Annotated in this window: 22 protein-coding genes; 12 read left to right on the top strand and 10 right to left on the bottom strand. The window is 71.2% G+C overall.

Features of this window, described 5'->3' with window-relative positions; all coding sequences use genetic code 11:
- Nucleotides 1-38 precede the first annotated feature (38 nt).
- From AC3RXY_RS07550 to AC3RXY_RS07540, 3 genes are read left to right on the top strand one after another with little or no spacing between them, the layout of a single operon-like run.
- Complete coding sequence (locus tag AC3RXY_RS07550) at nt 39-779, top strand: PspA/IM30 family protein (protein ID WP_491510289.1); 741 nt, start codon at nt 39-41, stop codon at nt 777-779.
- Between the two features lie 58 nt (nt 780-837).
- Nucleotides 838-1,665 carry an arginase family protein gene (locus AC3RXY_RS07545; RefSeq protein WP_491510288.1) on the top strand — a complete coding sequence of 276 codons (828 nt, stop codon included), beginning with the start codon at nt 838-840 and terminating at the stop codon, nt 1,663-1,665.
- On the top strand, nt 1,662-2,129 hold the full coding sequence (locus AC3RXY_RS07540) for a Fe-S oxidoreductase (protein WP_491510287.1): 468 nt from the start codon (nt 1,662-1,664) through the stop codon (nt 2,127-2,129). Before AC3RXY_RS07545 ends, AC3RXY_RS07540 begins: the two co-directional genes overlap by 4 nt.
- Before the next feature lie 142 nt (nt 2,130-2,271).
- Here AC3RXY_RS07540 and AC3RXY_RS07535 read toward each other — a convergent pair whose 3' ends face one another.
- The 3 genes from AC3RXY_RS07535 to AC3RXY_RS07525 form a co-directional block, all read right to left on the bottom strand.
- Entirely contained in the window at nt 2,272-2,727 is a 456-nt protein-coding gene (locus AC3RXY_RS07535) for an SIP domain-containing protein (RefSeq protein WP_491510286.1), read from the bottom strand.
- Nucleotides 2,728-2,819: 92 nt separating this feature from the next.
- Nucleotides 2,820-3,524, bottom strand: a complete 705-nt coding sequence (locus AC3RXY_RS07530) for a tyrosine-protein phosphatase (RefSeq protein WP_491510285.1) — start codon at nt 3,522-3,524, stop codon at nt 2,820-2,822.
- A gap of 10 nt (nt 3,525-3,534) precedes the next feature.
- Nucleotides 3,535-4,002 (bottom strand): carboxymuconolactone decarboxylase family protein, encoded by a 468-nt coding sequence (locus AC3RXY_RS07525; RefSeq protein ID WP_491510284.1) that lies wholly within the window; start codon nt 4,000-4,002, stop codon nt 3,535-3,537.
- Between the two features lie 213 nt (nt 4,003-4,215).
- On the opposite strand from AC3RXY_RS07525, the gene AC3RXY_RS07520 reads away from it, so the two are divergent.
- Genes AC3RXY_RS07520 through AC3RXY_RS07495 form a run of 6 tightly spaced genes read left to right on the top strand, consistent with a single transcriptional unit; the run spans nt 4,216 to nt 10,224 of the window.
- Complete coding sequence (locus tag AC3RXY_RS07520) at nt 4,216-5,109, top strand: alpha/beta fold hydrolase (protein WP_491510283.1); 894 nt, start codon at nt 4,216-4,218, stop codon at nt 5,107-5,109.
- 45 nt (nt 5,110-5,154) lie between these two features.
- Nucleotides 5,155-6,693 (top strand): ABC transporter substrate-binding protein, encoded by a 1,539-nt coding sequence (locus AC3RXY_RS07515; RefSeq protein WP_491510282.1) that lies wholly within the window; start codon nt 5,155-5,157, stop codon nt 6,691-6,693.
- A 30-nt stretch (nt 6,694-6,723) separates the two neighbouring features.
- Nucleotides 6,724-7,674: an ABC transporter permease gene (locus tag AC3RXY_RS07510; RefSeq protein WP_491510281.1), complete on the top strand. Its 951-nt coding sequence runs from the start codon at nt 6,724-6,726 to the stop codon at nt 7,672-7,674.
- Complete coding sequence (locus AC3RXY_RS07505; protein WP_491510280.1) at nt 7,671-8,576, top strand: ABC transporter permease; 906 nt, start codon at nt 7,671-7,673, stop codon at nt 8,574-8,576. Before AC3RXY_RS07510 ends, AC3RXY_RS07505 begins: the two co-directional genes overlap by 4 nt.
- Nucleotides 8,573-9,439 (top strand): ATP-binding cassette domain-containing protein, encoded by an 867-nt coding sequence (locus AC3RXY_RS07500; protein WP_491510279.1) that lies wholly within the window; start codon nt 8,573-8,575, stop codon nt 9,437-9,439. Before AC3RXY_RS07505 ends, AC3RXY_RS07500 begins: the two co-directional genes overlap by 4 nt.
- A complete protein-coding gene (locus AC3RXY_RS07495) occupies nt 9,436-10,224 on the top strand; it encodes an ABC transporter ATP-binding protein (protein ID WP_491510278.1) in 789 nt (262 codons plus the stop codon). The genes AC3RXY_RS07500 and AC3RXY_RS07495 overlap by 4 nt, the downstream gene beginning before the upstream one ends.
- Before the next feature lie 99 nt (nt 10,225-10,323).
- On the opposite strand, the gene AC3RXY_RS07490 is transcribed toward AC3RXY_RS07495, so the two are convergent.
- The 3 genes from AC3RXY_RS07490 to AC3RXY_RS07480 are packed head-to-tail and all read right to left on the bottom strand — an operon-like array spanning nt 10,324 to nt 12,425.
- Nucleotides 10,324-10,899 (bottom strand): GNAT family N-acetyltransferase, encoded by a 576-nt coding sequence (locus AC3RXY_RS07490; protein ID WP_491510277.1) that lies wholly within the window; start codon nt 10,897-10,899, stop codon nt 10,324-10,326.
- On the bottom strand, nt 10,896-11,609 hold the full coding sequence (locus AC3RXY_RS07485; protein WP_491510276.1) for a uracil-DNA glycosylase: 714 nt from the start codon (nt 11,607-11,609) through the stop codon (nt 10,896-10,898). The genes AC3RXY_RS07490 and AC3RXY_RS07485 overlap by 4 nt, the downstream gene beginning before the upstream one ends.
- Nucleotides 11,610-11,615: 6 nt before the next feature.
- Nucleotides 11,616-12,425 carry an SDR family NAD(P)-dependent oxidoreductase gene (locus AC3RXY_RS07480; RefSeq protein WP_491510275.1) on the bottom strand — a complete coding sequence of 270 codons (810 nt, stop codon included), beginning with the start codon at nt 12,423-12,425 and terminating at the stop codon, nt 11,616-11,618.
- Between the two features lie 187 nt (nt 12,426-12,612).
- Here AC3RXY_RS07480 and AC3RXY_RS07475 point away from each other — a divergent pair, with 187 nt between their 5' ends.
- Together AC3RXY_RS07475 and metX are read left to right on the top strand one after the other, a co-directional pair.
- Complete coding sequence (locus AC3RXY_RS07475; protein ID WP_491510274.1) at nt 12,613-13,935, top strand: bifunctional o-acetylhomoserine/o-acetylserine sulfhydrylase; 1,323 nt, start codon at nt 12,613-12,615, stop codon at nt 13,933-13,935.
- A gap of 153 nt (nt 13,936-14,088) precedes the next feature.
- Nucleotides 14,089-15,294 carry a homoserine O-acetyltransferase MetX gene (gene metX / locus AC3RXY_RS07470; RefSeq protein WP_491510273.1) on the top strand — a complete coding sequence of 402 codons (1,206 nt, stop codon included), beginning with the start codon at nt 14,089-14,091 and terminating at the stop codon, nt 15,292-15,294.
- Between the two features lie 49 nt (nt 15,295-15,343).
- Here metX and AC3RXY_RS07465 read toward each other — a convergent pair whose 3' ends face one another.
- The 4 genes from AC3RXY_RS07465 to AC3RXY_RS07450 form a co-directional block, all read right to left on the bottom strand.
- On the bottom strand, nt 15,344-16,573 hold the full coding sequence (locus tag AC3RXY_RS07465) for an MFS transporter (protein WP_491510272.1): 1,230 nt from the start codon (nt 16,571-16,573) through the stop codon (nt 15,344-15,346).
- Nucleotides 16,574-16,654: 81 nt separating this feature from the next.
- Entirely contained in the window at nt 16,655-16,969 is a 315-nt protein-coding gene (locus AC3RXY_RS07460) for a thiamine-binding protein (RefSeq protein WP_491510271.1), read from the bottom strand.
- Complete coding sequence (locus tag AC3RXY_RS07455; protein WP_491510270.1) at nt 16,926-18,218, bottom strand: hypothetical protein; 1,293 nt, start codon at nt 18,216-18,218, stop codon at nt 16,926-16,928. The genes AC3RXY_RS07460 and AC3RXY_RS07455 overlap by 44 nt, the downstream gene beginning before the upstream one ends.
- Nucleotides 18,215-19,102, bottom strand: a complete 888-nt coding sequence (locus tag AC3RXY_RS07450; RefSeq protein ID WP_491510269.1) for an ADP-dependent NAD(P)H-hydrate dehydratase — start codon at nt 19,100-19,102, stop codon at nt 18,215-18,217. The genes AC3RXY_RS07455 and AC3RXY_RS07450 overlap by 4 nt, the downstream gene beginning before the upstream one ends.
- 131 nt (nt 19,103-19,233) lie before the next feature.
- On the opposite strand from AC3RXY_RS07450, the gene AC3RXY_RS07445 reads away from it, so the two are divergent.
- Nucleotides 19,234-20,301, top strand: a complete 1,068-nt coding sequence (locus AC3RXY_RS07445) for an NADH:flavin oxidoreductase/NADH oxidase (protein ID WP_491510268.1) — start codon at nt 19,234-19,236, stop codon at nt 20,299-20,301.
- The last annotated feature ends 78 nt before the right edge of the window (nt 20,302-20,379 follow it).

The raw sequence follows: 20,379 nt of genomic DNA, 5'->3' as shown, positions 1-20,379 counted from the left end.
AAGCACCGCCAGATCGAACCCGCTCGAAAGGAGCACCCATGGCAAAGCAGTCCATCTTCGGACGCATCTCGACCCTCGTCCGCGCGAACATCAACGCACTCCTCGACTCCGCCGAGGACCCGCAGAAGATGCTCGACCAGCTCGTGCGCGACTACACCAACAGCATCTCTGACGCTCAGGCCGCGATCGCGGAGACCATCGGCAACCTCCGCCTCCTGGAGCGCGACCACCAGGAAGACGTCCAGGCAGCGAACGAGTGGGGCCGCAAGGCGCTGGCAGCCAGCCGCAAGGCCGATGAGCTGCGGTCGATCGGCGACACCGCCGACGCCGACAAGTTCGACAGCCTCGCCAAGATCGCGCTCCAGCGCCAGATCGGCGCGGAGCGCGAGGCGACCTCCGCCGAGCCGCAGATCGCCGCGCAGACCGAGATCGTCGACAAGCTCAAGGCCGGCCTGAACGGCATGAAGGAGAAGCTCGAGGAGCTCAAGGGCAAGCGGAGCGAACTGCTCGCCCGAGCCAAGGTCGCGGAGGCGCAGACCCGCGTCCAGGACGCGATCTCGTCGATCAACGTGCTCGACCCCACCAGCGAGCTGGGCCGTTTCGAGGACAAGATCCGCCGTCAGGAGGCCATCGCCCAGGGCAAGGCGGAGCTGGCAGCGTCATCGCTGGACGCACAGTTCGAGAGTCTGGAGGACCTCGGTGAGCTCAGCGAGGTCGAGGCACGCCTCGCCGAGCTGAAGGCGGGCGGCACGCCGCGCGCCGCGATCGAGTCCGAGTGACACCTGCGCCGGTCGCGCGGAGGCCTCCGCGCGACCGGCGCCCACCCCGGAGAGACGGATGACACGATTCCTCGTCGCACCCCAGTGGCAGGGCTCGCCCTCCACGCGAGCGATGCTGCTGACCGACGGCGCCGCCGCGATCGCCGGTGATCTGCCCCGCCACGCGACGACCGTCCTGGATGTGCCGATCGAGGCCGGGGAGGCCCTCGACACCGGCGTTCACCGGCTGAGCGCCCTCGCCCGGATCCGCGACCTCATCGCCGAGGAGGTTCGCCGCCTCTCCGATGAGCACGCGGGCGAGCACATCGTCACGATCGGCGGTGACTGCGGGATCACCCCTGCAGTGCTCTCCGCCCACGGCAGCGACCTCTCCGACACGGCCCTGGTCTGGTACGACGCCCACGGGGACCTGCACACCCCGGACACCTCCCCCTCCGGCGCCTTCGGCGGCATGGCGCTGCGCGCCGCGATCGGTGCGGGAGAACCGCGTCTGGCCGCTGCTCCCGGTATCAGGGCAGAACGCGTCGTCCTGGTCGGGGCGCGCAGCCTCGACCCGGCGGAGGACGATGCCCTCACGACCCTCCCGATCACCCGGGTGGACACCGCTGCAGACTCCGCATCGCTCATCGCCGCGGTCGCGGCGACCGGAGCTTCCCGCGTCTATGTGCACATCGACGTCGATGTGCTCGATCCCCCGGAGTTCAGCGGGGTCTTCGAGGCGCTCCCGTTCGGCCTGGGTGTGGCGGCCCTGGCCTCCTCCCTCCGCGAGCTGCGCACGGAGGTGCCGCTCGCCGGCGCCACGATCGCCGGCTTCGCCCCGGCGACCGCCGACGGAGCGGTCGGAGACCTGGGGGCGATTCTGCGCCTCATCGGCGCTCTCGCATGATCGAGCTCACCGCCCCTGATGCGCACGTGCTCACCGCGGAGCAGCAGGAGATCCTCGCGCGCGGGCGCCGTTTCGATCGCCGCATCCCGTCGTTCCTGCTGCGGTCCCCGATCTCCCGGCTCGGCTATGCCGCCGGATGCGCACTCGGCTGGGTGTGGGGCGGGCTGTGGAGCACCGGCCCGATCGAGCGCCGCGGCGGGATGTGGGTGTTCCGGGGCATGCCGCGCGCCACCTATGCCCGGGGCGGGGTGTGCGTCGGCGGATGCTTCCTCACCGGCGATCGAGCACCGAGCGACGCGATCCTCCGGCACGAGGCCGTGCACCGTGCCCAATGGCTGCGCTACGGCTTCCTGATGCCGGTGCTCTATCATCTGGCCGGCCGCGATCCGCTGCGCAACCGTTTCGAGATCGAGGCGGGTCTGGCCGACGGCGGATACGTCCGCGTGCGCGATCCCGCGCGCTGAGCACGCGGGATCCGGCAGCAGGCGCCGGGCCTGTCAGAGCCCCGACCGGTACGAGACGCGCCGGTCGGGCCGGCGCGTCTCGTACCGCCTCAGCGGGCCTGCGACACGCCGACAGCCGGCGCCCGCACCGGGCGCCGAGGAATCAGGCCGTGAGGTGGAACCGCTTCGGGACCGCGATCGCCGCGGAGTCCACGCCGAGGTCTTCGACCATGTGATCGAAGATGTCCGCGGTGCCGAGGAAGCCCCCCAGCAGAACGATGCGCGTGCTGCCGATCTCGTCGCACAGCATTTCGTCCGCCCAGGCGTTCACCGCGCGCGCGAGCGCCTCACCGTTGCGGCAGGAGCGGCCCGTACCCGGGGCTCCGCTGCGACGGCTGCGGGCGAGCCAGGTGACGGTCATCCGTGCCGGAGCGTCGACGTGGCCGATGGACTGCTCGTCGGCGACCTCGATGAACACGCGCCCCGTCGCGCACAACGGCAGCGTCGCCAGATAGGTCTCGAGCTCGGCGAACGAGCTCTCGTCCGCGGCGATCAGGTGCTGCACATGCTCACGTCGCGCAGTGCGACGCGAACGCGAGGGGGCGAGCGTGGTATCCATAGCATCGACTATCTTAGCACCGAATTAGCCAAGCCTTACCTCATCGTGCACGATTCCTGGCGTAACGCGGCCAGCCCGCCGCAGATCGGCGGTCAGGCGACCAGCGCGCCGCGCAGGCGGTCGAGCTCGCCCGAGGTCAGACCGTGCGCGATGAGGTAGTCCGCCGCAGAGCCGTACTCCCGGTCGACCTCGGCGAGAAGGTCGCGCATCACCGCGGCGGGAGACTGCGTGGCCAGGGCGACGACGTGCTCGGCATGCGGATGACGCGCACGCAGATAGGACACCACGGCTCTGTTGCGCTCCGCCGGCAGCTGCGAGGCGGTCAGCGCATAGTCGGCGACGACCGCCTCGCGCTCTGCCCCCACCGCCGCGAGGGCGATCGCGACGGTCACGCCGGTGCGATCCTTGCCGACGGTGCAGTGCACCAGCGTCGGATCGCCGGCACCGATCACTCTCATCGCCGCCACGACACGGTCAGATGCCCCCGTGACGATCCCGCGATACATGCCGGGGAGGCTGATGTCGTCGGAGAACAGCGAGGCGACGGAGCCCAGCAGCAGCGGTACGCGCGTGATCTCGATGCCATCGATGCGCGTCGGCTCGCCATCGACCTCCTCGTCGGCCCGGAGGTCGATGATGCGCCGCACCCGCGCGGTCACCTTCTGCTGCCCTCGCGGCGTGATCGCAGCGAGCTGGCCGGAGCGATACAGCACGCGGTCGCGGATCCGGCCGTTCCCCGCCGGAATGCCACCGACGTCGCGAAAGTTCGGCACGCCGGGGATGTTCACAACGGTCACCGCGCCCGCCTCACTGCCCGTCGCGGCGCGGCACAGCGTATCTGCCGGCCAGGACGACCCGGTTGAAGGCGTTGATGTTGACGCACGCCCAGCTCAGCGCGGCGTACTCCTGCTCCGAGAAGACCGCGAGGGCGCGCGCGTAGACGTCGTCGGGGATTCCGTCCCGGTGGATGAAGGCGAAAGACTCGGCCAGATCCAGGGCGGCGCGCTCGCGGGCGCTGAACACCTGGGATTCGCGCCACGTGGGCAGCTGTCCGATCGTGTCGATGCCGATGCCCGCCTCGACGGCCCGATCCACATGAATGCGTGCACAGAACGCGCAGCCGTTCAGCTGGGACGTGTGCAGCAGCACAAGCTCCTTCAGCCGGTCGTCGATGCCGTTGTCACGGCACGCGTCGTTGACCGTCCGGGAGAACTGGTCCAGGGCTGCGTAGATCTCCCGGTAGGTCTTGGACAGGTGCACACGCGGCTCGCTCATGCCCCCAGCCTAGGAGGTCGGCCCGCCGCAGGGCTCCCCTCCGTCCCGCCCGTGCCCGCACATCCGTTCGACGGTCATGCCGCACGGCGCCGGAGATCGTATACCAAGATCAGAAACGCATTCTATGAGCAGAATGCTCGCCTGTTTCCTCTTATGACGGTCATTCTGATCTGCACGACGACCACCTCCTCCCCCGCAGAGCACAATGGCACCGTGACCAGAGAAGAGATCTCCGAGTTCTCCTTCCTGCCGGAGCAGGCCGAACGCCAGGGAACCGTCCCCCCGGCGGTGGAACGCCTGCAGACCGCGCTTCCCGATGGCAGGACGCTCAGCGCGATCCGTTACGGAGACGGCGTCCCGCTGGTCGTCTTCCTCCACGGCGCAGGGCTCAACGCGCACACCTGGGACAGCACCGTGATGGCCATCGGCCTGCCCGCTCTCGCGATCGACCTCCCCGGCCACGGCGACTCGTCCTGGCGCGAGGATCTGGACTACACCCCCCGCTCCCTCGCAGACGATGTCGCCGCCGGCCTGGCGGCGTGGACCACCGCCCCGGTGGTCGTCGTCGGCCAGTCCCTCGGCGGGCTCACTGCGCTCGCGCTGGCAGCACGCCACCCCGGACTCGCGGCAGCGACCGTCCTCGTCGACGCCGCGCCCGCCATGTCGGTCGAGCACGCGACAGCCGGGCTCCAGGCGTTCTTCGCCGTCACCGACTTCGACTCGCGCGAGGAGATCCTCGAGCGCGCGATCGCCTTCGGGTTGGGCGGCACGCGCTCCGACGCCGAACGCGGCGTCTTCCTCAACTCCCGGATCCGGCCGGACGGTCGCGCCGAGTGGAAGCACCACTTCGCCCACCTCACCGACCGTCTGCTCGGCGGCCACCGCACGGCGGACGGCTGGGCGGACCTGGCCGCCGCGGCGGGTCCGGTCTGGCTGCTGCGCGCCACAGACGGCTTCCTGACCGACGGCGACGCGGCGGCGTTCCTCGCACACCGACCGGACGCACGGATCGAGACAATCACCGGGCCGCACAACCTGCAAGAGACCGCGTACGCCGAGATCGCCCGCGTCCTCGATCCGCTGCTCGCCGCGCCCCACGCTCACTGACACACCAGACATCCGCCCCAGACAGACATCACGAGAGGTCCACAGATGTCCCGCACCCCCCACCCGCGCCGTTCCGGCCGCCTCGCAGCGGCGTCCGCCGTCCTCGCCGCCGCGCTCGCCTTGAGCGCCTGCACCGGCGCCACGCCGACAGGCCCCGGCCCGTCTCCCGCCCAGGGCACCGCCGACCCGGACGCCTCGCTCACGGTCGGACTCGTGCTCGAGCCGTCGAACCTGGACATCCGCCACACCTCCGGCGCGGCGCTGGAGCAGATCCTGATCGACAACGTCTACGAGGGTCTGGTCACGCGCACGCAGGAGAACGAGATCATTCCGCTCCTCGCCGCCGCATACGACGTCTCGGACGACGGACTCACCTACACCTTCACCCTGCAGGAGGGCGTGACCTTCCACAGCGGGGCAGCGCTCACGTCCGCGGACGTGGTAGGGTCGTTCCAGACCGTGCAGTCCGACGCGACCGTCCAGGGTTACAAGGATTTCGCCGGGGTCGCCAGCATCACCGCGCCCGATCCGCAGACCGTGGTGATCACGCTCAGCGAGCCGAACCAGAACTTCCTGTTCGCCCTGACCGGACCGGCAGGCCTCGTCTTCGAGGCGAACGACACCACCGACCTGAAGACCGGCGCCAACGGCACGGGGCCGTACGAGCTCGAGCGCTGGAACACCGGCAGCTCGATCACCCTCGTGCGCAACGACGCCTACTGGGGCACGCCGGCAAACCTCGCCGAGGTCGTCTTCCAGTACATCCCCGATTTCACCGCGGGCGTCAATGCCGCCCTCGGCGGGGACCTCGACGTCCTCACCGCCGTCGATCCGAACCTCGCACCGCAGCTGGAGAAGTCCGGCGACTTCATCCTGACCACCGGTCGCACCACCGACAAGGCGACGCTGGCGTTCAACAACGCCAAGGCCCCGCTCGACGACGTGCGCGTCCGCGAGGCGCTGCGTCTGGCGATCGACCACGACGCCCTCATCGAGGCGATCGGGTCCGGCCAGACCCTCTACGGGCCGATCCCCGACCTCGACCCCGGATACGAGGATCTCGCAGACGTCGCCCCGTACGACCCGGCCCGCGCCAAGGAGCTCCTCGCCGAGGCCGGCCAGTCCTCCCTCGCGCTGACGCTGACGATCCCGAGCTTCTACGGCACGACCGTGCCCCAGGTGCTGGTGTCTGACTTCGCCGCGGTCGGCGTCGAGCTCACGGTCGACCCGGTGGACTTCAGCACCTGGCTCACCGATGTCTACGCCAACAAGGACTACGACCTCAGTTTCGTCCTGCACGTCGAGCCGCGCGACGTCAGCAATTTCGCCGACCCCGACTACTACTTCGGCTACGACAACCCCCAGGTGCAAGAGCTTTACCAGCAGGCGATCGGCGCGCTGGACGCCGACCGATCCGCCGAGCTGCTCGCCGAGGCCGCCCGGCTGGTCTCCGAGGATCACGCCGCGGACTGGCTCTACAACGGCGCGACCATCACCGCGCACGTGCCGACGGTCTCCGGCTTCCCGGTGAACTCCGTCAACTCCCGCATCAACCTCGCGGACGTCACCGTCGCCGCGGAGTGATCCGGCGAGCGCGACAGATCCGATAACCGCGTGCTCCGCTATGCGCTGACACGAGGAGCCCTGCTCATCGCCGGGCTCCTCGTCGCCAGCATCGTCATCTTCTTCACGCTGCGCGTGCTCCCGGGTGACGTCGCGCAGATCATCGCCGGCACCAAGGCGACCCCGGAACAGATCGACGCGATCCGCATCTCGCTGGGACTGGACCGCTCGCTGGCCCAGCAGTATCTCGACTGGATGGGCGGGGTGATCACCGGCGACCTGGGCACATCCATGATCACCGGGACGTCGGTAGGAGCCGAGCTGCTCGCCAAGGCCCAGGTCACCGTGCCGCTCGGCCTGATCGCCATGGCGATCGCCCTGCTCATCGCCGCCCCTTTCGGGGTCCTGGCGGCACTGCAGCGCGGCCGCCGCAGCGGCACGCTGATGAGCGTCGGCGCGCAGGCGCTCGCCGCTGTGCCGGTGGTGTGGGCAGGCATGATGCTGATCGTCGTGTTCGCGGTGTGGCTGGGATGGCTGCCGGCGCAGGGCTTTCCCCGCGCGGGATGGGAGCAGCCGGGGGCGGCTCTGCGTTCCCTGCTCCTGCCTGCGCTCACGATCGGCATCGTCGAGGGCGCGATGCTGATGCGTTTCGTGCGCAGCGCCACCCTCGCCGCCGCCGATCAGGACTTCGTGCGCACGGCCGCGGCCAAGGGCCTCACCCGCCGCGCCGCGCTGATCCGGCACGGCATCCCCGCGGTCGGCCTCTCGGTGGTCTCCGTGCTCGGTCTGCAGGTGGCGGGCATCGTGGTGGGGTCCGTGGTGATCGAGCAGCTGTTCACGCTGCCGGGGATCGGGCGCATGCTGGTGACGGATGTCGGGACCAGGGACCTGGTCAAGGTACAGGGAGAGCTCCTCGTGCTCACCAGCTTCGTGCTGATCATCGGCTTCGCTGTCGACATCGTCCACCGCATGGTGGACCCGCGCCAGAGGGAGGCCTCATGAACGCCGCGGCACGCCGGCGCATCACGTCCGGCTGGGCCAGGCGCCTGTGGCGCAGCGCCCCGGGGCGCTTCGCCATCATCGTGCTCGGCGTCGTGGCCGTGACCGCGGCCGTCTCGCTGTTCTGGACCCCGTTCAACCCGAAGTCCGCCTCGATCGCACGCCGCTGGCAGCTGCCGGGCTGGCCGCACCTGCTCGGCACGGACGGCACCGGGCGCGACATCCTGAGCCTGATCATGGCCGGAGCGCAGACGGCGGTGTTCGTGGCGATCGGCGCCGGCGTGCTGGCGACCGTGATCGGAATCACCCTCGCCGCCCTCGGCGCGCTCACCCCCCGGCCGATGCGGGAGGGGGTGGCTGTCCTCGTCGACATGCTCATCGCTTTCCCGACGCTTCTGATCGCGATGATGGTCTCCGCCGTGTGGGGCGGCTCGCTGTGGGTGGTGATCTGGTCGGTCGGCATCGGCTTCGGCGTCAACATCGCCCGGGTGACGCGCCCGGAGCTGCGCCGCGTGCAGCAGAGCGACTTCGTGCTCGCCGGGCGGGCGTCCGGGCTCACCCCGATGCAGAACCTCGTGCGCCACCTCCTGCCCAACGTCGCGCCGGTGTTCATCGTGCAGCTGTCGTGGTCGATGGCGGTGGCCGTGCTCGCCGAGGCGGGCCTGTCATATCTGGGATTCGGCGCATCGGTCGTCGAGCCGTCCTGGGGCATCCTGCTGGCAGACGTGCAGCGCTACATCGCCATCCACCCGCTCTCCGTCATCTGGCCGGGGCTCGCGATCACGCTCACCGTCCTCGCGCTCAACCTGCTCGGCGACGCACTGCGCGATGCCACCGACCCCACGCTGCGCCAGCAGCCCCGCGAGCACGGCCCGCGCTCGCATGTCCCGGAGGTGGTCGCATGAGGCTCGAGGTCACCGACCTCGCCGTGGAGATCGACGGCCGGCGGCTCATCGACGGCATCAGCTTCGCCGTGCCGGACGGCGCCCGGGTCGGGCTCATCGGGGAGTCCGGGTCCGGCAAGTCGCTCACGGCTCTCGCCGTGCTCGGGCTTCTCCCCGACGGCGCGACGGTGAGCGGCAGCATTCGCTGGGGCGACACCGAGCTGGTGGGCATGAGCGATCGCGAGCTCGCACGATTCCGCGGCGACCAGATCGGCATCGTGTTCCAAGAGCCGCGGACGGCGCTGAACCCGATCCGCACGATCGGGAACCAGATCGCGGAGGTCGTGCGCATCCACGAGAAGCTCGGACGCCATGCCGCACTGACCAGGGCCGTCGCCGAAGCGGAACGCGTGCGCCTGCCCGACCCCGCCGAGATCGTCACCCGCTACCCCCACCAGCTCTCCGGCGGGCAGCGACAGCGTGCCGCGATCGCGATGGCGCTCGCCGGGCGCCCGCGCCTGCTCATCGCCGACGAACCCACCACGGCACTGGATGTGACGATCCAGGCGGAGGTGCTGCGGCTGCTGCTGCGGCTCGTCGACGAAGAGGGCATGTCCTTGCTGTTCATCACCCATGACCTCGCCGTGCTCGCCCAGGTGGCCACCCACGGGGTCGTGCTCGAACACGGTCGCATCGTCGAACAGGGCTCCGTGGCCGAGCTCCTCCGGTCGCCGTCCTCCGCGGTGACCCAGGCGCTGCTGCGCGATGCGACCGCCACGCTGTGGAGACCAGGCGAGACCGGATCGGTGCCGCTCGGGGATCGGCCGATCGGCCAGGACCCCGCAGCCGGGGACGCCCCGCACGAGCCGGAGGAGACCGGATGAGCCTGATCGAGGCGCGGGGACTCTCCCGCGCATACCGTGCCTCCCGGCGCACGCCGTTCTCGCGCGCGACGGAGCGGACCGTGCTGCACCCGACCGATCTCGACGTCGAGGCCGGCGAGTCGTTGGGCATCATCGGCGAGTCCGGCTCCGGCAAATCGACCCTCGTGCGGCTGCTCCTCGGCCTGGACACCCCGACCGCCGGCACCGTCCGGGTGGACGGGGCGGAGGTCGACGCCTCCGCGCCCGCCCGCTCCCTGCACGCGTTGCGCCGGCAGACCGGACTCGTCTTCCAGGATCCCTACGCCTCCCTCGACCCGCGGATGAGCGTCGGGCGCATCGTGGGCGAACCGCTGTGGGCGCTCGGCATCCCCGGCGACAGACGCGAACGCGTGCACGAGGTGCTCTCCCAGGTGGGGCTGGATCCGGAGATGGCCGATCGCTTCCCGCATGAGTTCTCCGGCGGCCAGCGCCAGCGCATCGCGATCGCACGGGCGATCGTGCACCGACCGCGCATCCTCGTCGGCGACGAACCGATGTCGGCGCTGGACGTGACCGTGCGCGCTCAGATCCTCGAGCTGCTGCACACCCTGCGTCGCGAGGAGGAGCTGACGCTCCTGCTCGTCTCACACGACATCGGCGTGGTGCAGAACCTCTGCGACACCGTCGCCGTCATGAAGGACGGCCGGGTGGTGGAGCGCGGCGCCACCACGGACGTGCTGCTGAGCCCGCGGCACGACGACACGCGCCGGCTCCTCGCCGCGATTCCGGTCATCCCGGGCCGGTAGCCGCACGCGGTCGCGTGACCCCGGCTCGCACATGCGCGCGCCGCGCGGCGGAAACCGGGCTGGGCGCGCGAGGCATGCGCACGACAGGGAACGACGGCCCTATCGCAGGCTCCGTTGCAGATAGATCACTCCCAGCCGCCGGCCGAACTTCTCCCCGACCCCCGCCATCCTGCCTCGCTCGACGAAGCCGCACCGGGAGTGCAGCACGATCGAGGACTCCGCTCCCGTGTCGCTGATCGCGGCCACGATCTCACGGACTCCCGCGTTCGCGCACGCCGCCACCAGCCGTTCCAGGAGGATGCGACCCACACCCCGGCCGCGGGCATCCGGCGCCAGGTAGATCGAGTTCTCCACCGTGCGCCGATACGCGGGCTTGGCCGACCAGGGCTGGACGAGCGCGTAGCCGAGGATCCGGCCCCGCCGGTCTGCCGCCACCAGGAACGGCAGGCCGCGGACGGTGAGAGCCTCATGTTTCGCCCGCCAGAAGCCCGCGCCCGTGCCCCGGTGGTCCCAGGCCGCGAGAGACGTGCGCACAGAGTGGTTGTAGATCGCTCGGACGCCGGCGAGATCCCCCGGCATGGCCGGGCGGATCACGACGTCGGCGCGCCGATCCGCCCGCCCGCGCAGCGCCCGCGTCGCCCGCGGTCTGGCCGCACGCGCCCAGCGTGCGCTCACACCGCCCCCGTGCCAGGCGGGTCGCCCACCCGCCAGTCGATCGGTGCGGCGCCGGCCTGTTCCAGCAGCGCATTCGCCCGCGAGAACGGGCGAGAACCGAAGAAGCCGCGACTCGCGGACAGCGGAGACGGATGCGGCGACGAGATCGACGGCGTCGGCCCGAGCATCGGGATCAGACCCGCGGCGTCCTTGCCCCACAGAATCGCCACGAGCGGCTGCTGGCGGGCGACGAGCGTGCGGATCGCGAGCTCGGTCACCGTCTCCCAGCCCCAGCCGCGGTGCGACGCGGGAGCACCAGGACGCACCGTGAGCACCCTGTTGAGCAGCATGACCCCCTGATCGCTCCACGCGGACAGATCGCCGTGCGCGGCGCGGGGAATGCCGAGATCCGTCTCGAGCTCGCGGTAGATGTTGTCGAGGCTGCGCGGGATCGGACGTACCTGCGCGTCCACGGCGAAGGACAGTCCGATCGGATGGCCCGGTGTGGGATACGGGTCCTGGCCGACGATGAGCACCGTGACATCGTCGAGCGGCCGCTGGAACGCCCGCAGCACGTCACGCCCGGCCGGAAGATACGGCCGGCCCGCAGCGACCTCGCCGCGCAGGCGCTCCCCCAGAGCCGAGATGAGGTCGCCCACCGGCGCGAGGGCCTGCGCCCAGCCGGGGTCGATCATGCCGGCGTCGGCGAGCTCCGGCAGCGTCATCGCCACGCGCGCTCACTCCCCCCGCACACGCAGCGGCCCGCGGGCGAGCAGATGCTGCGCCGACTGGGCGACCGGCCGCACCGTGATCAGATCGAGGTTGACATGGGCCGGCGCGTCGAGCGCATAGCGGATGATGTCTGCGACGTCCTCGGCGAGCAGCGGAGCCTCGACACCGGCGTAGACCGCGTCCGCCGCAGCCTGGTCTCCGCCCAGGCGGTTGCGCGTGAACTCGTCGGTGCGCACCATCCCCGGAGCCACCTCCACGACCCGGATGGGTTCGCCGTGCAGCTCCAGCCGCAGAGCCCTGGCGATCATCGCCTCAGCGGCCTTCGCGGCGTTGTAGCCCGCGCCGCCTGGGTACGCCTGCTGCGCGGCCGTCGACGTGACGAAGACGGTGTCGGCGTGCCCGGTAGCCTCCGCCCCGCGACGCAGGGCCGGCATGAGCGCGGCGGTGAGGTGCTGGACCGCGATCACGTTGAGCTCATACATCCACCGCCAGTCCTCGGCGGCCGCGGCGTCGACATGGTCGGTGCCGCGCGCACCACCGGCGACATGGACGAGGGCATGGATCTCATCGCCCAGTTCCTCGACCAGCGCCGCGACCGCCCCCTCCGCGGTGACGTCGCACGCGATGACATGCGCACCGGTCTCCGCCGCGAGGGCCTCCAGCCGGTCGGCGCGGCGCGCGACCCCCACCACGTCCCACCCCGAGGCGCGGAGAGCGCGCACCGTGGCAGCGCCGATTCCCGAGCTCGCGCCCGTGACGACGGCACGGCGGGTGAGGGCTTCCAGGGGGCGGCTGCGGTGCTGGTCAGTCGACATGCCTCCACCGTACGACGAATCGACGGGCTCTTCTGCCGCCCCACGACCGGGATCGCACGTGTTACGTCACATGTCCGCTGCTTTGCCCCGGATGCGCTAGCACCATACTCTCGTCTCACGTCCCCAACCCCCGGCGACGACCTGAACCACCGCCCTCCCGCAGGGCGCCAGCCCGAGAGGGAAGATCATGTCCGCACCTGAGAACTGGCGCTTCGAGACGAAGCAGATCCACGCCGGAGCCGCCCCCGACCCGGTCACGAAGGCTCGCGCGACGCCGATCTACCAGACCACGTCGTATGTCTTCGACAACGCCGACCACGCAGCGAACCTCTTCGCCCTGGCGGAGTTCGGCAACATCTACACCCGCATCCAGAATCCCACGCAGGACGTGCTCGAGCAGCGGCTCGCCGCGCTCGAGGGGGGCACCGCTGCCCTCGTCCTCGCCAGCGGCCAGGCTGCGGCGACGTTCTCGGTGCTCAACATCGCCCAGGCGGGCGACCACATCGTGTCGTCCTCGTCGATCTACGGCGGCACCTACAACCTGTTCAAGTACACCCTCGGCAAGCTCGGCATCGAGGTCACCTTCGTCGAGGACCAGGACGACCTCGAGGAGTGGCGCCGCGCCGTCCGCCCGAACACCAAGCTGTTCTTCGGCGAGACCATCGGCAACCCGAAGATCAACGTCTTCGACATCCGCGCGATCGCCGACATCGCTCACGAGAACGGCATCCCGCTGATCGTCGACAACACGATCGCGACCCCGTACCTGATCCGCCCCTTCGAGCACGGCGCGGACATCGTGATCCACTCCGTGACGAAGTTCCTCGGCGGTCACGGCACCACCATCGGCGGCGCGATCGTCGACGGCGGAACGTTCGAGTGGTCGAAGAACGTCGACAAGTTCCCCGGCCTGACCGTGCCGGACCCGTCCTATCACGGCGCCAGCTACACCACGGCGGTCGGCGACGGCCTGGCCTACATCATCAAGGCGCGCGTGCAGCTGCTGCGCGACCTCGGCTCCGCCATCTCGCCGCAGAGCGCCTGGAATCTCATCCAGGGCGTCGAGACGCTGTCGCTGCGCATCGAGCGCCACGTGCAGAACGCGCAGGAGATCGCCGAGTGGCTCGACGACCACGACGACGTCGCGTCGGTGAACTACTCCGGCCTTCCCTCGTCGCCCTGGTACGCCAAGGCCAACGAGTACGCCCCGAAGGGCGTGGGCGCTGTGCTGTCGTTCGAGCTGAAGGGCGGCGTCGAGGCCGGCCGCGAGTTCGTCAACAACCTCACTCTCTTCAGCCACCTCGCCAACATCGGCGACGTGCGCTCGCTCGTCATCCACCCGGCATCCACCACGCACTCGCAGCTCTCTCCGGAGGAGCAGCTCGCCGGCGGCGTGACCCCGGGCCTGGTGCGGCTGTCGGTGGGGCTCGAGAACGTCGACGACCTCAAGGCCGACCTCGCGCAGGCGCTCGCCGCCGCACGTGAGGTCGCGGAGTCTGCCCGCGCCTGACGTCCGCCGGAGGCACGGCACCAGAACAGGCAAACGTCACCACCGCAGGCCGAATGGCCTGGGGGCTGCCTGTTCTGGTGCCGTTTGCCTGTTGTGGTGCGGCGCCGGCGTAACCTTGTCGGCTTCCGCCCCGCTGCACGCGAAGATAGAGGCATGGACTGGCAGATCTCCGAGGACACGGTTCCCTCCGCCCCGGTGACCGAGGCCGACGTGCGTCTGCTCCGCGCCCGCCCACCGGTGACCGGCGCCTGGCGCGACGGAGACCCGGTGGGCGAGCGCCTGTTCGCCACCTTCGGCGCGTTCCGCACCGAGTCGGGGCAGTCTCTGCCCAGCATCCGGATCGCCTATGAGACCTGGGGCGAGCTGAGCCCGTCACGCGACAATGCGGTGCTCATCGCGCACGCGTTCACCGGAGACAGCCATGCTCACGGCAGCGCAGCACCCGGACACCCGACCGACGGATGGTGGGACGAGATCGTCGGCCCGGGGCGGCCGATCGACACCGACCGCTGGTTCGTCGTCGTTCCCAATGTGCTGGGCGGCTGCCAGGGTTCGACCGGACCCTCGAGCGTCGCCCCGGACGGCCAGGAGTGGGCGTCCCGCTTCCCGTATCTCACCATCCGCGACCAGGTCGAGGCGCATCGCCTCCTCGCCGACCACCTCGGCATCGAGGCGTGGGCGGCCGTCGTGGGCGGCTCGATGGGCGGGATGCACGCGCTCGAGTGGGCGGTCACGCACCCGGAGCGCGTCGAGCGGCTCGCCCTCATCGCCGCTCCCCCGTTGAGCACCGCCGATCAGATCGCGCTGAACGGGCTCCAGCTGGAGGCCCTGCGCACCGACCCGCGTTTCCAGGGCGGCGAGTACTACGATGCGCCGGACGGCGAGGGACCGCACCGCGGGCTCGCGCTCGCGCGGCGCATGGCGATGCTCACCTACCGCACGCCGATCGAGCTGAACCAGCGTTTTCAGCGCACCTGGCAGTCCGATGTGTCACCGCTGGGTCACGGCGGTCGGTTCGCGGTGGAGAGCTACCTCGACTTCCACGGCAACAAGTTCACGCGCCGCTTCGACGCGAACACCTACCTCACCCTCGTGGAGGCGATGAGCTCGCACGACGTCGGCCGCGACCGCGGCGGGGTTGAGGAGGCCCTGCACAGGGTCACTGCGCGCACGCTCGTGCTCGGCATCGACAGCGACCGCCTGTTTCCGGTCGACGGTCAGCACCGCATCGCGCGCAGCGTGCCGGGCACGCTCGACGGCGACCGTGCGGTGGTGATCTCGAGCGACTTCGGGCACGACGGCTTCCTGATCGAGATCCCCGAGGTCGGCTTCCACCTCTCCCGCCTGCTCACCTCCTGACCCGCACCCTGCCCCCTGCCCACGCAGCCACGCTCGCCGCGGGCGAGGGTCACGCGGGGGTGGGAACCGCGGGGACGGCGAGGCGGGATTCGGCTCGATAGGAGGCCAGGGCGAGGAGCAGGCCCAGCGCGGCGAGCACCGCTCCGGTCCACGCGGGCGCGGTGAAGCCCCACCCCCAGGTGATGACCATGCCGCCGAGGAAGGCACCCAGGCTGTTGCCGATGTTGAGCGCCGAGTGGTTCAGGGCCGCGGCGATCGACTGGTTGTCGCCCGCCACGTCCATCAGGCGGGTCTGGATGGCCGGGCTCAGCACCGACGAGGCCACCCCCGTGGCGAACACGAAGCCCACCAGAGGCACGATCCACGACGCGGTCAGCGCGAGTGCCACCAGCACCACGCCCATCACCACCAGACCCCACAGCAGGGTACGGCGCAGATCGAGGTCCGCGAGGTAGCCGCCGAGCAGATTGCCCACCGTCATCCCGATGCCCATCACAACCAGCACCAGCGGAACAGCCCGCTGCGACCCGCCGGCGACATCGGTCACCAGCGGAGAGATGTAGCTGTAGAGCGCGAAGAAACCGCCGAACCCGATCGCCCCGACCGCGAGCACCGCCCAGACCTGGCCGATGCGGAACACCCCCAGCTCCGCGCGCATCGTGCGCCCTGCCTCACCCGGGTGGGCCGGCACGAACAGCGCGATGGCGATGAGAGCGATGGCGAACACCCCGGCCACGACGGCGAAGGCGGCGCGCCAGCCGACCTGCTGCCCGAGGAGCGTGCCGACGGGCACGCCGATGACGTTCGCGAGCGTGAGGCCGGTGAGGATGAACGCCACGCCCTTGGCCCGGTTTCCCGGTCCCATGACATCGGCAGCGACCAGCGCCCCGATGCCGAAGTACGCCCCGTGAGGAAGACCGGCCAGGAACCGCGCAGCCGCCACGGTCTCGAAGGTCGGGGCGATCACGACCAGTCCGTTGAAGACGAGCAGGGCGAGCGCGAGCACGATCATCACGCGGTGCCGCGGGAACCGTGCCACCGCGCCGGCGATCGTGGGCGCGCCGATGACCACGCCCAGCGCGTAGAGCGAGATCAGATGGCCGGTCTGGCCGAGAGCCGCTTCCGGGGACGCCTGCCACAGCGTCGGCAGCAGGTCGCGGGCGATCTCCGGGAGCAGGCCCATCGCGACGAACTCGGTCATGCCGATGCCGAAGCTGCCGATGGCGAGGGCGAGGAGCGCCCGCCGCGCCGCACCCCTCGCGACGGTCGAGGAGGTCATCGCGCCAGCTTACGCCCTCCCGGACCGCAGCACCGAAACGATTCGACGTGACCGTCCCGCGACGGCGCCCCCGCTCCGGCCTCAGTCCTCCGCGTCGCCGATCGCGCGCTCGAGCCGGTCGATCTTGGCATCCAGCTCGCCGGCGTAGCCGGGACGGATGTCGGCCTTGAGCACGAGAGACACGCGCGACCCGAACGGCATCACGGCCTCGGTGGCGCGTTTGACGACGTCCATCACGGTGTCCCAGTCGGGACCTTCGATCTCGGTGAACATGCTCGTCGTGCGATGCGGGAGCCCGGAGTCGCGGACGACACGGACGGCGGCGGCGACGGCGTCGTGGACGGAGCCGTCGTCACGGCCGTTGCCGGACGGTGCGACGGAGAAGGCGATCAGCATGGTTTCCTCCTGGGAAGCGATGGATGGTGGACAGGCGGACGACGCACAGCACAAGCAGTGCGACCAGCCCGACGTTGCGGGCCGTGAGGAGGGCGACGACGAACCCGTTGCCCTCTAAGAGACCGTGATACCAGATCGGATAGACGACGAAGGTCGCCAGTCCGATCGCGAGGGTGATCCCGGCGGGGACGATCGCCCCCCGGCGGTCCCACACCAGCCAGAGGGCGATGGGCGCGATCAGCCACGTCTGGAACTGCGGCGAGCCCACCTTGTTCGTCACGATCAGCACGAGCACGAGCGACGCGGACAGCGGCGGGAGGATCCGCGCGAACGAACCGCCGCGCCGCATCCGCACCGCCCCGGCCGCGGCGAGCGCGAGCAGGGACAGGATCATCACCGGGGTGAGCGCATCGGCGACGGCCGCCGTTGCCTGGCCGCTCACCTGATAGGTGAGGATGTCGGGGTCGAAGCCGACCGCGACATGGCCCGCGAGCGCCGCCCACAGGAACGGCGTCGCAGCAACAGCCTCGATCTGCAGGCCGCGCCCGGTCTGGGTGGTGAGGAAGCCGAAGAGGTGCGGCCCGGCGCCGGCGAAGAAGAGCCCGGCGACGATCAGCACGCTGAGCGCCGCCGCTGCCAGCACGGCGGGTCGGCCGCGGCGCGGGTCCCCGGCGACCGCGGCGACCAGCGCCACCGGCCAGACCTTGGTCCACCCGGCGATCGCGAGCACCAGCCCGCCGACCGCCGGGCGCCGCACGAGCAGCAGCCCGCCGAGCACCGCGAGCGGCACGGTGACGGCGTCGATGCGGTACAGCGCCACGGGCCCGAGCACGAGCAGGGCGGCGCACCAGAACACGGCAGCGGCCCGCCGGGAGCGCGCTGCGCCGTCGCCGAGGAGCACGGCGAAGGCCAGGGCGTCCACGGCCGTCACCAGCACGAGCCACGCGACCCCGAACGCCGCATCCCCCGCGAGCGGGGCGAGGGGGATCGCGAGCCCGTGCGCGAGGAGCATGGGCACCAGCGCGAGCTGCGGGTACACCCAGGTCTCGGTGATGCCGACGACGCCGGCGCCGGCCACCGCATCCCGTGCCCACGGTGCGTACACCTCGACGACGTCGTCCAGCACAGGCTCCCCCACGACGAACCAGCCGAGCGCGCCGTGCACGAGGTGCACGCCGAGGAACAGCGTCCACAGCAGCAGCAGGGTGCGCCGGGGTTCCGGCGTGCGGATCGGCACGCGGGTGGTCACCTCCCGTGGTTCTCTCGCACGTCGGCGATCGCGTACGGCACGGCCGCGGCGACGTCGAGGGCGACGATCGGGTGGCCGGCCCCGCCGGTCACCGTGCCGGAGGCGATCCTGGCCGCCAGACCATGCAGCCATGCGGCAGACGCGGCAGCCTCTCCGAGGGCCGCGAAGCCGCTGTATCCGAGACCGGCCGTCACCGTCCCGATGATTCCGGCGAGCACGTCACCCGTCCCCGCGGTGGCCAGCCACCCGGTGCCGGCATCGACGAGCTCGACCCAGCCGGCCGGGTCGGCCACGACGGTCTCCGCGCCCTTGAGCAGCACCACGGCGCCCAGCGCCGCCGCGGTCTCGCGCGCTGCGGCGACGCGCGCACCCCGGTCTCCGGCGATCGCGGCCGGTGAGCGCCCGAGCCGCTCGCGGATCCGCGCGAGCTCCCCGGCGTGCGGCGTGAGCACCACCGGGGCGCGTCGCCCCGGGGTCTCAGCCACCAGGTCGAGCGCGCCCGCGTCCACGACCACCGGCGCATCACCGTCGAGGATCTCCCGCAGCGCCGCCTCCTCCGCCGGCGTGCGGTCTGCGGCATCCGTGCCGGAGCCGATCACCCAGGCGCCAGCACGTCCTGCTCCGAGCACGGTCTCGGGACGCCGGGCAAGCACGAGGCGGCCGATGTCGGCGTCCCCGACCCACCGGACCAGCCCCGCTCCGGAGCGCCATGCCCCCTCGACGCCCAGCACGGCGGCACCCGGATAGCGCGGGGATCCGGTGCGCAAGGCGACCACCCCCCGGGTGTATTTGTCATCCGTGGGCCCCGGCGGCCGCAGCAGGCGCGCGGTGTCGCCGCTCCCCCACATCCGGCCGCTCCAGCCCGCGATCCGCTCGTCCGCCATGCCACCACGCTAGTGCGCGCGTGCCACGATCGTGCGGCGGAGGCGCGCGGCGCCCTCTCCGCACGATCGGACGGCGAACGCGATCTCGTCCGACGCGCCATGCCACCCCGCGAAGGAGTTAGCGTCGAGGGGTGACTGCGCTCTTCTCGCCGTATCCGATCCGCTCACGTACCGCGCGCAACCGTCTGTGGGTCTCGCCGATGTGCATGTACAGCGCCGAGGACGGCATGCCGACCGACTGGCATCGCGGGCATCTGGCGCAGTTCGCCCAGGGCGGCGCCGGGCTCGTCATGACCGAGGCCACCGCCGTCGCGCCGGAGGGACGCATCACTCCGCGCTGCACGGGCCTGTGGAACGACGCCCAGCGCGACGCGTGGGTCCCGATCGTCGACGCGATCCACGCCGAGGGCGCTCTCGCCGGTGTCCAGCTGGCCCACGCCGGACGCAAGGGGTCGACGTGGTGGGGATGGGCCGATGCACGCGGGAGCGTCGGCCTTGCGGACGGCGGCTGGGAGACGGTGGCCCCTTCTGCGATCGCCTTCGACGGGCTGGCTGCGCCGCGCGCCCTCGATGCGGCGGAGATCGACGCGGTCGTCGACGCCTTCCGGGACGCCGCGCTGCGTGCGTGCGCGGCCGGTTTCGATGTGATCGAGATCCATGCCGCGCACGGATACCTGCTGCACGAGTTCCTGTCGCCGCTGAGCAACCGTCGCGACGACGCCGACGGCGGGGACCTGGCCGGACGCGCCCGGCTGCTGCTGCGTGTGGTCGAAACGGTCCGCGCGGCGATCGGAGAGGACCGCGGCCTGTTCGTGCGCATCTCGGCGACCGACCACGCCGACGGCGGTTTCGACCCCGCCGAGGCGGCGCAGGTGGCCTCCGCCGCCATCACCGCGGGGGCGGACCTGGTGGACGTCTCCAGCGGCGGCCTCGTCGCCCATCAGCGCATCGACGTGCACCCGGGCTATCAGGTGCCGCTCGCCGACACCGTGCGGCAGGGTGGCACGGTTCCGACGAGCGCTGTCGGGCTCATCACCTCCGGTGCCCAGGCGGAGCAGGTGCTGCAGGACGGCGCGGCCGATGTGATCTTCGCCGGCCGCGAGTGGCTGCGTGACCCGCACTTCGCGCTCCGCGCCGCCCACGAGCTCGGCGTCGATGTGCCGTGGCCGGTCGCGTACGAGCGGGCGCGCCCGCGCTGACCTCGCACGCACCGCCGGCGGCGCCGACGATCAGAACCGGCCTGCCCGGCGCGATCAGATCGCGCCGGGCAGGCCGGT

The sequence above is a fragment of the Microbacterium longlingense genome (assembly GCF_058349825.2).
This window is presented reverse-complemented; position numbering and strand designations above follow the sequence as displayed.

What these genes read in the sequence shown, in the direction of transcription:
- AC3RXY_RS07460 (WP_491510271.1), bottom strand. Translation starts at nt 16,969, where the DNA reads ATGCTGATCGCCTTCTCCGTCGCACCGTCCGGCAACGGCCGTGACGAC.
- AC3RXY_RS07450 (WP_491510269.1), bottom strand. Translation starts at nt 19,102, where the DNA reads ATGGCGGACGAGCGGATCGCGGGCTGGAGCGGCCGGATGTGGGGGAGC.
- AC3RXY_RS07550 (WP_491510289.1), top strand. Translation starts at nt 39, where the DNA reads ATGGCAAAGCAGTCCATCTTCGGACGCATCTCGACCCTCGTCCGCGCG.
- metX (WP_491510273.1), top strand. Translation starts at nt 14,089, where the DNA reads ATGGACTGGCAGATCTCCGAGGACACGGTTCCCTCCGCCCCGGTGACC.
- AC3RXY_RS07545 (WP_491510288.1), top strand. Translation starts at nt 838, where the DNA reads ATGACACGATTCCTCGTCGCACCCCAGTGGCAGGGCTCGCCCTCCACG.
- AC3RXY_RS07535 (WP_491510286.1), bottom strand. Translation starts at nt 2,727, where the DNA reads ATGGATACCACGCTCGCCCCCTCGCGTTCGCGTCGCACTGCGCGACGT.
- AC3RXY_RS07515 (WP_491510282.1), top strand. Translation starts at nt 5,155, where the DNA reads ATGTCCCGCACCCCCCACCCGCGCCGTTCCGGCCGCCTCGCAGCGGCG.
- AC3RXY_RS07475 (WP_491510274.1), top strand. Translation starts at nt 12,613, where the DNA reads ATGTCCGCACCTGAGAACTGGCGCTTCGAGACGAAGCAGATCCACGCC.
- AC3RXY_RS07480 (WP_491510275.1), bottom strand. Translation starts at nt 12,425, where the DNA reads ATGTCGACTGACCAGCACCGCAGCCGCCCCCTGGAAGCCCTCACCCGC.
- AC3RXY_RS07495 (WP_491510278.1), top strand. Translation starts at nt 9,436, where the DNA reads ATGAGCCTGATCGAGGCGCGGGGACTCTCCCGCGCATACCGTGCCTCC.
- AC3RXY_RS07525 (WP_491510284.1), bottom strand. Translation starts at nt 4,002, where the DNA reads ATGAGCGAGCCGCGTGTGCACCTGTCCAAGACCTACCGGGAGATCTAC.
- AC3RXY_RS07505 (WP_491510280.1), top strand. Translation starts at nt 7,671, where the DNA reads ATGAACGCCGCGGCACGCCGGCGCATCACGTCCGGCTGGGCCAGGCGC.
- AC3RXY_RS07500 (WP_491510279.1), top strand. Translation starts at nt 8,573, where the DNA reads ATGAGGCTCGAGGTCACCGACCTCGCCGTGGAGATCGACGGCCGGCGG.
- AC3RXY_RS07540 (WP_491510287.1), top strand. Translation starts at nt 1,662, where the DNA reads ATGATCGAGCTCACCGCCCCTGATGCGCACGTGCTCACCGCGGAGCAG.
- AC3RXY_RS07465 (WP_491510272.1), bottom strand. Translation starts at nt 16,573, where the DNA reads ATGACCTCCTCGACCGTCGCGAGGGGTGCGGCGCGGCGGGCGCTCCTC.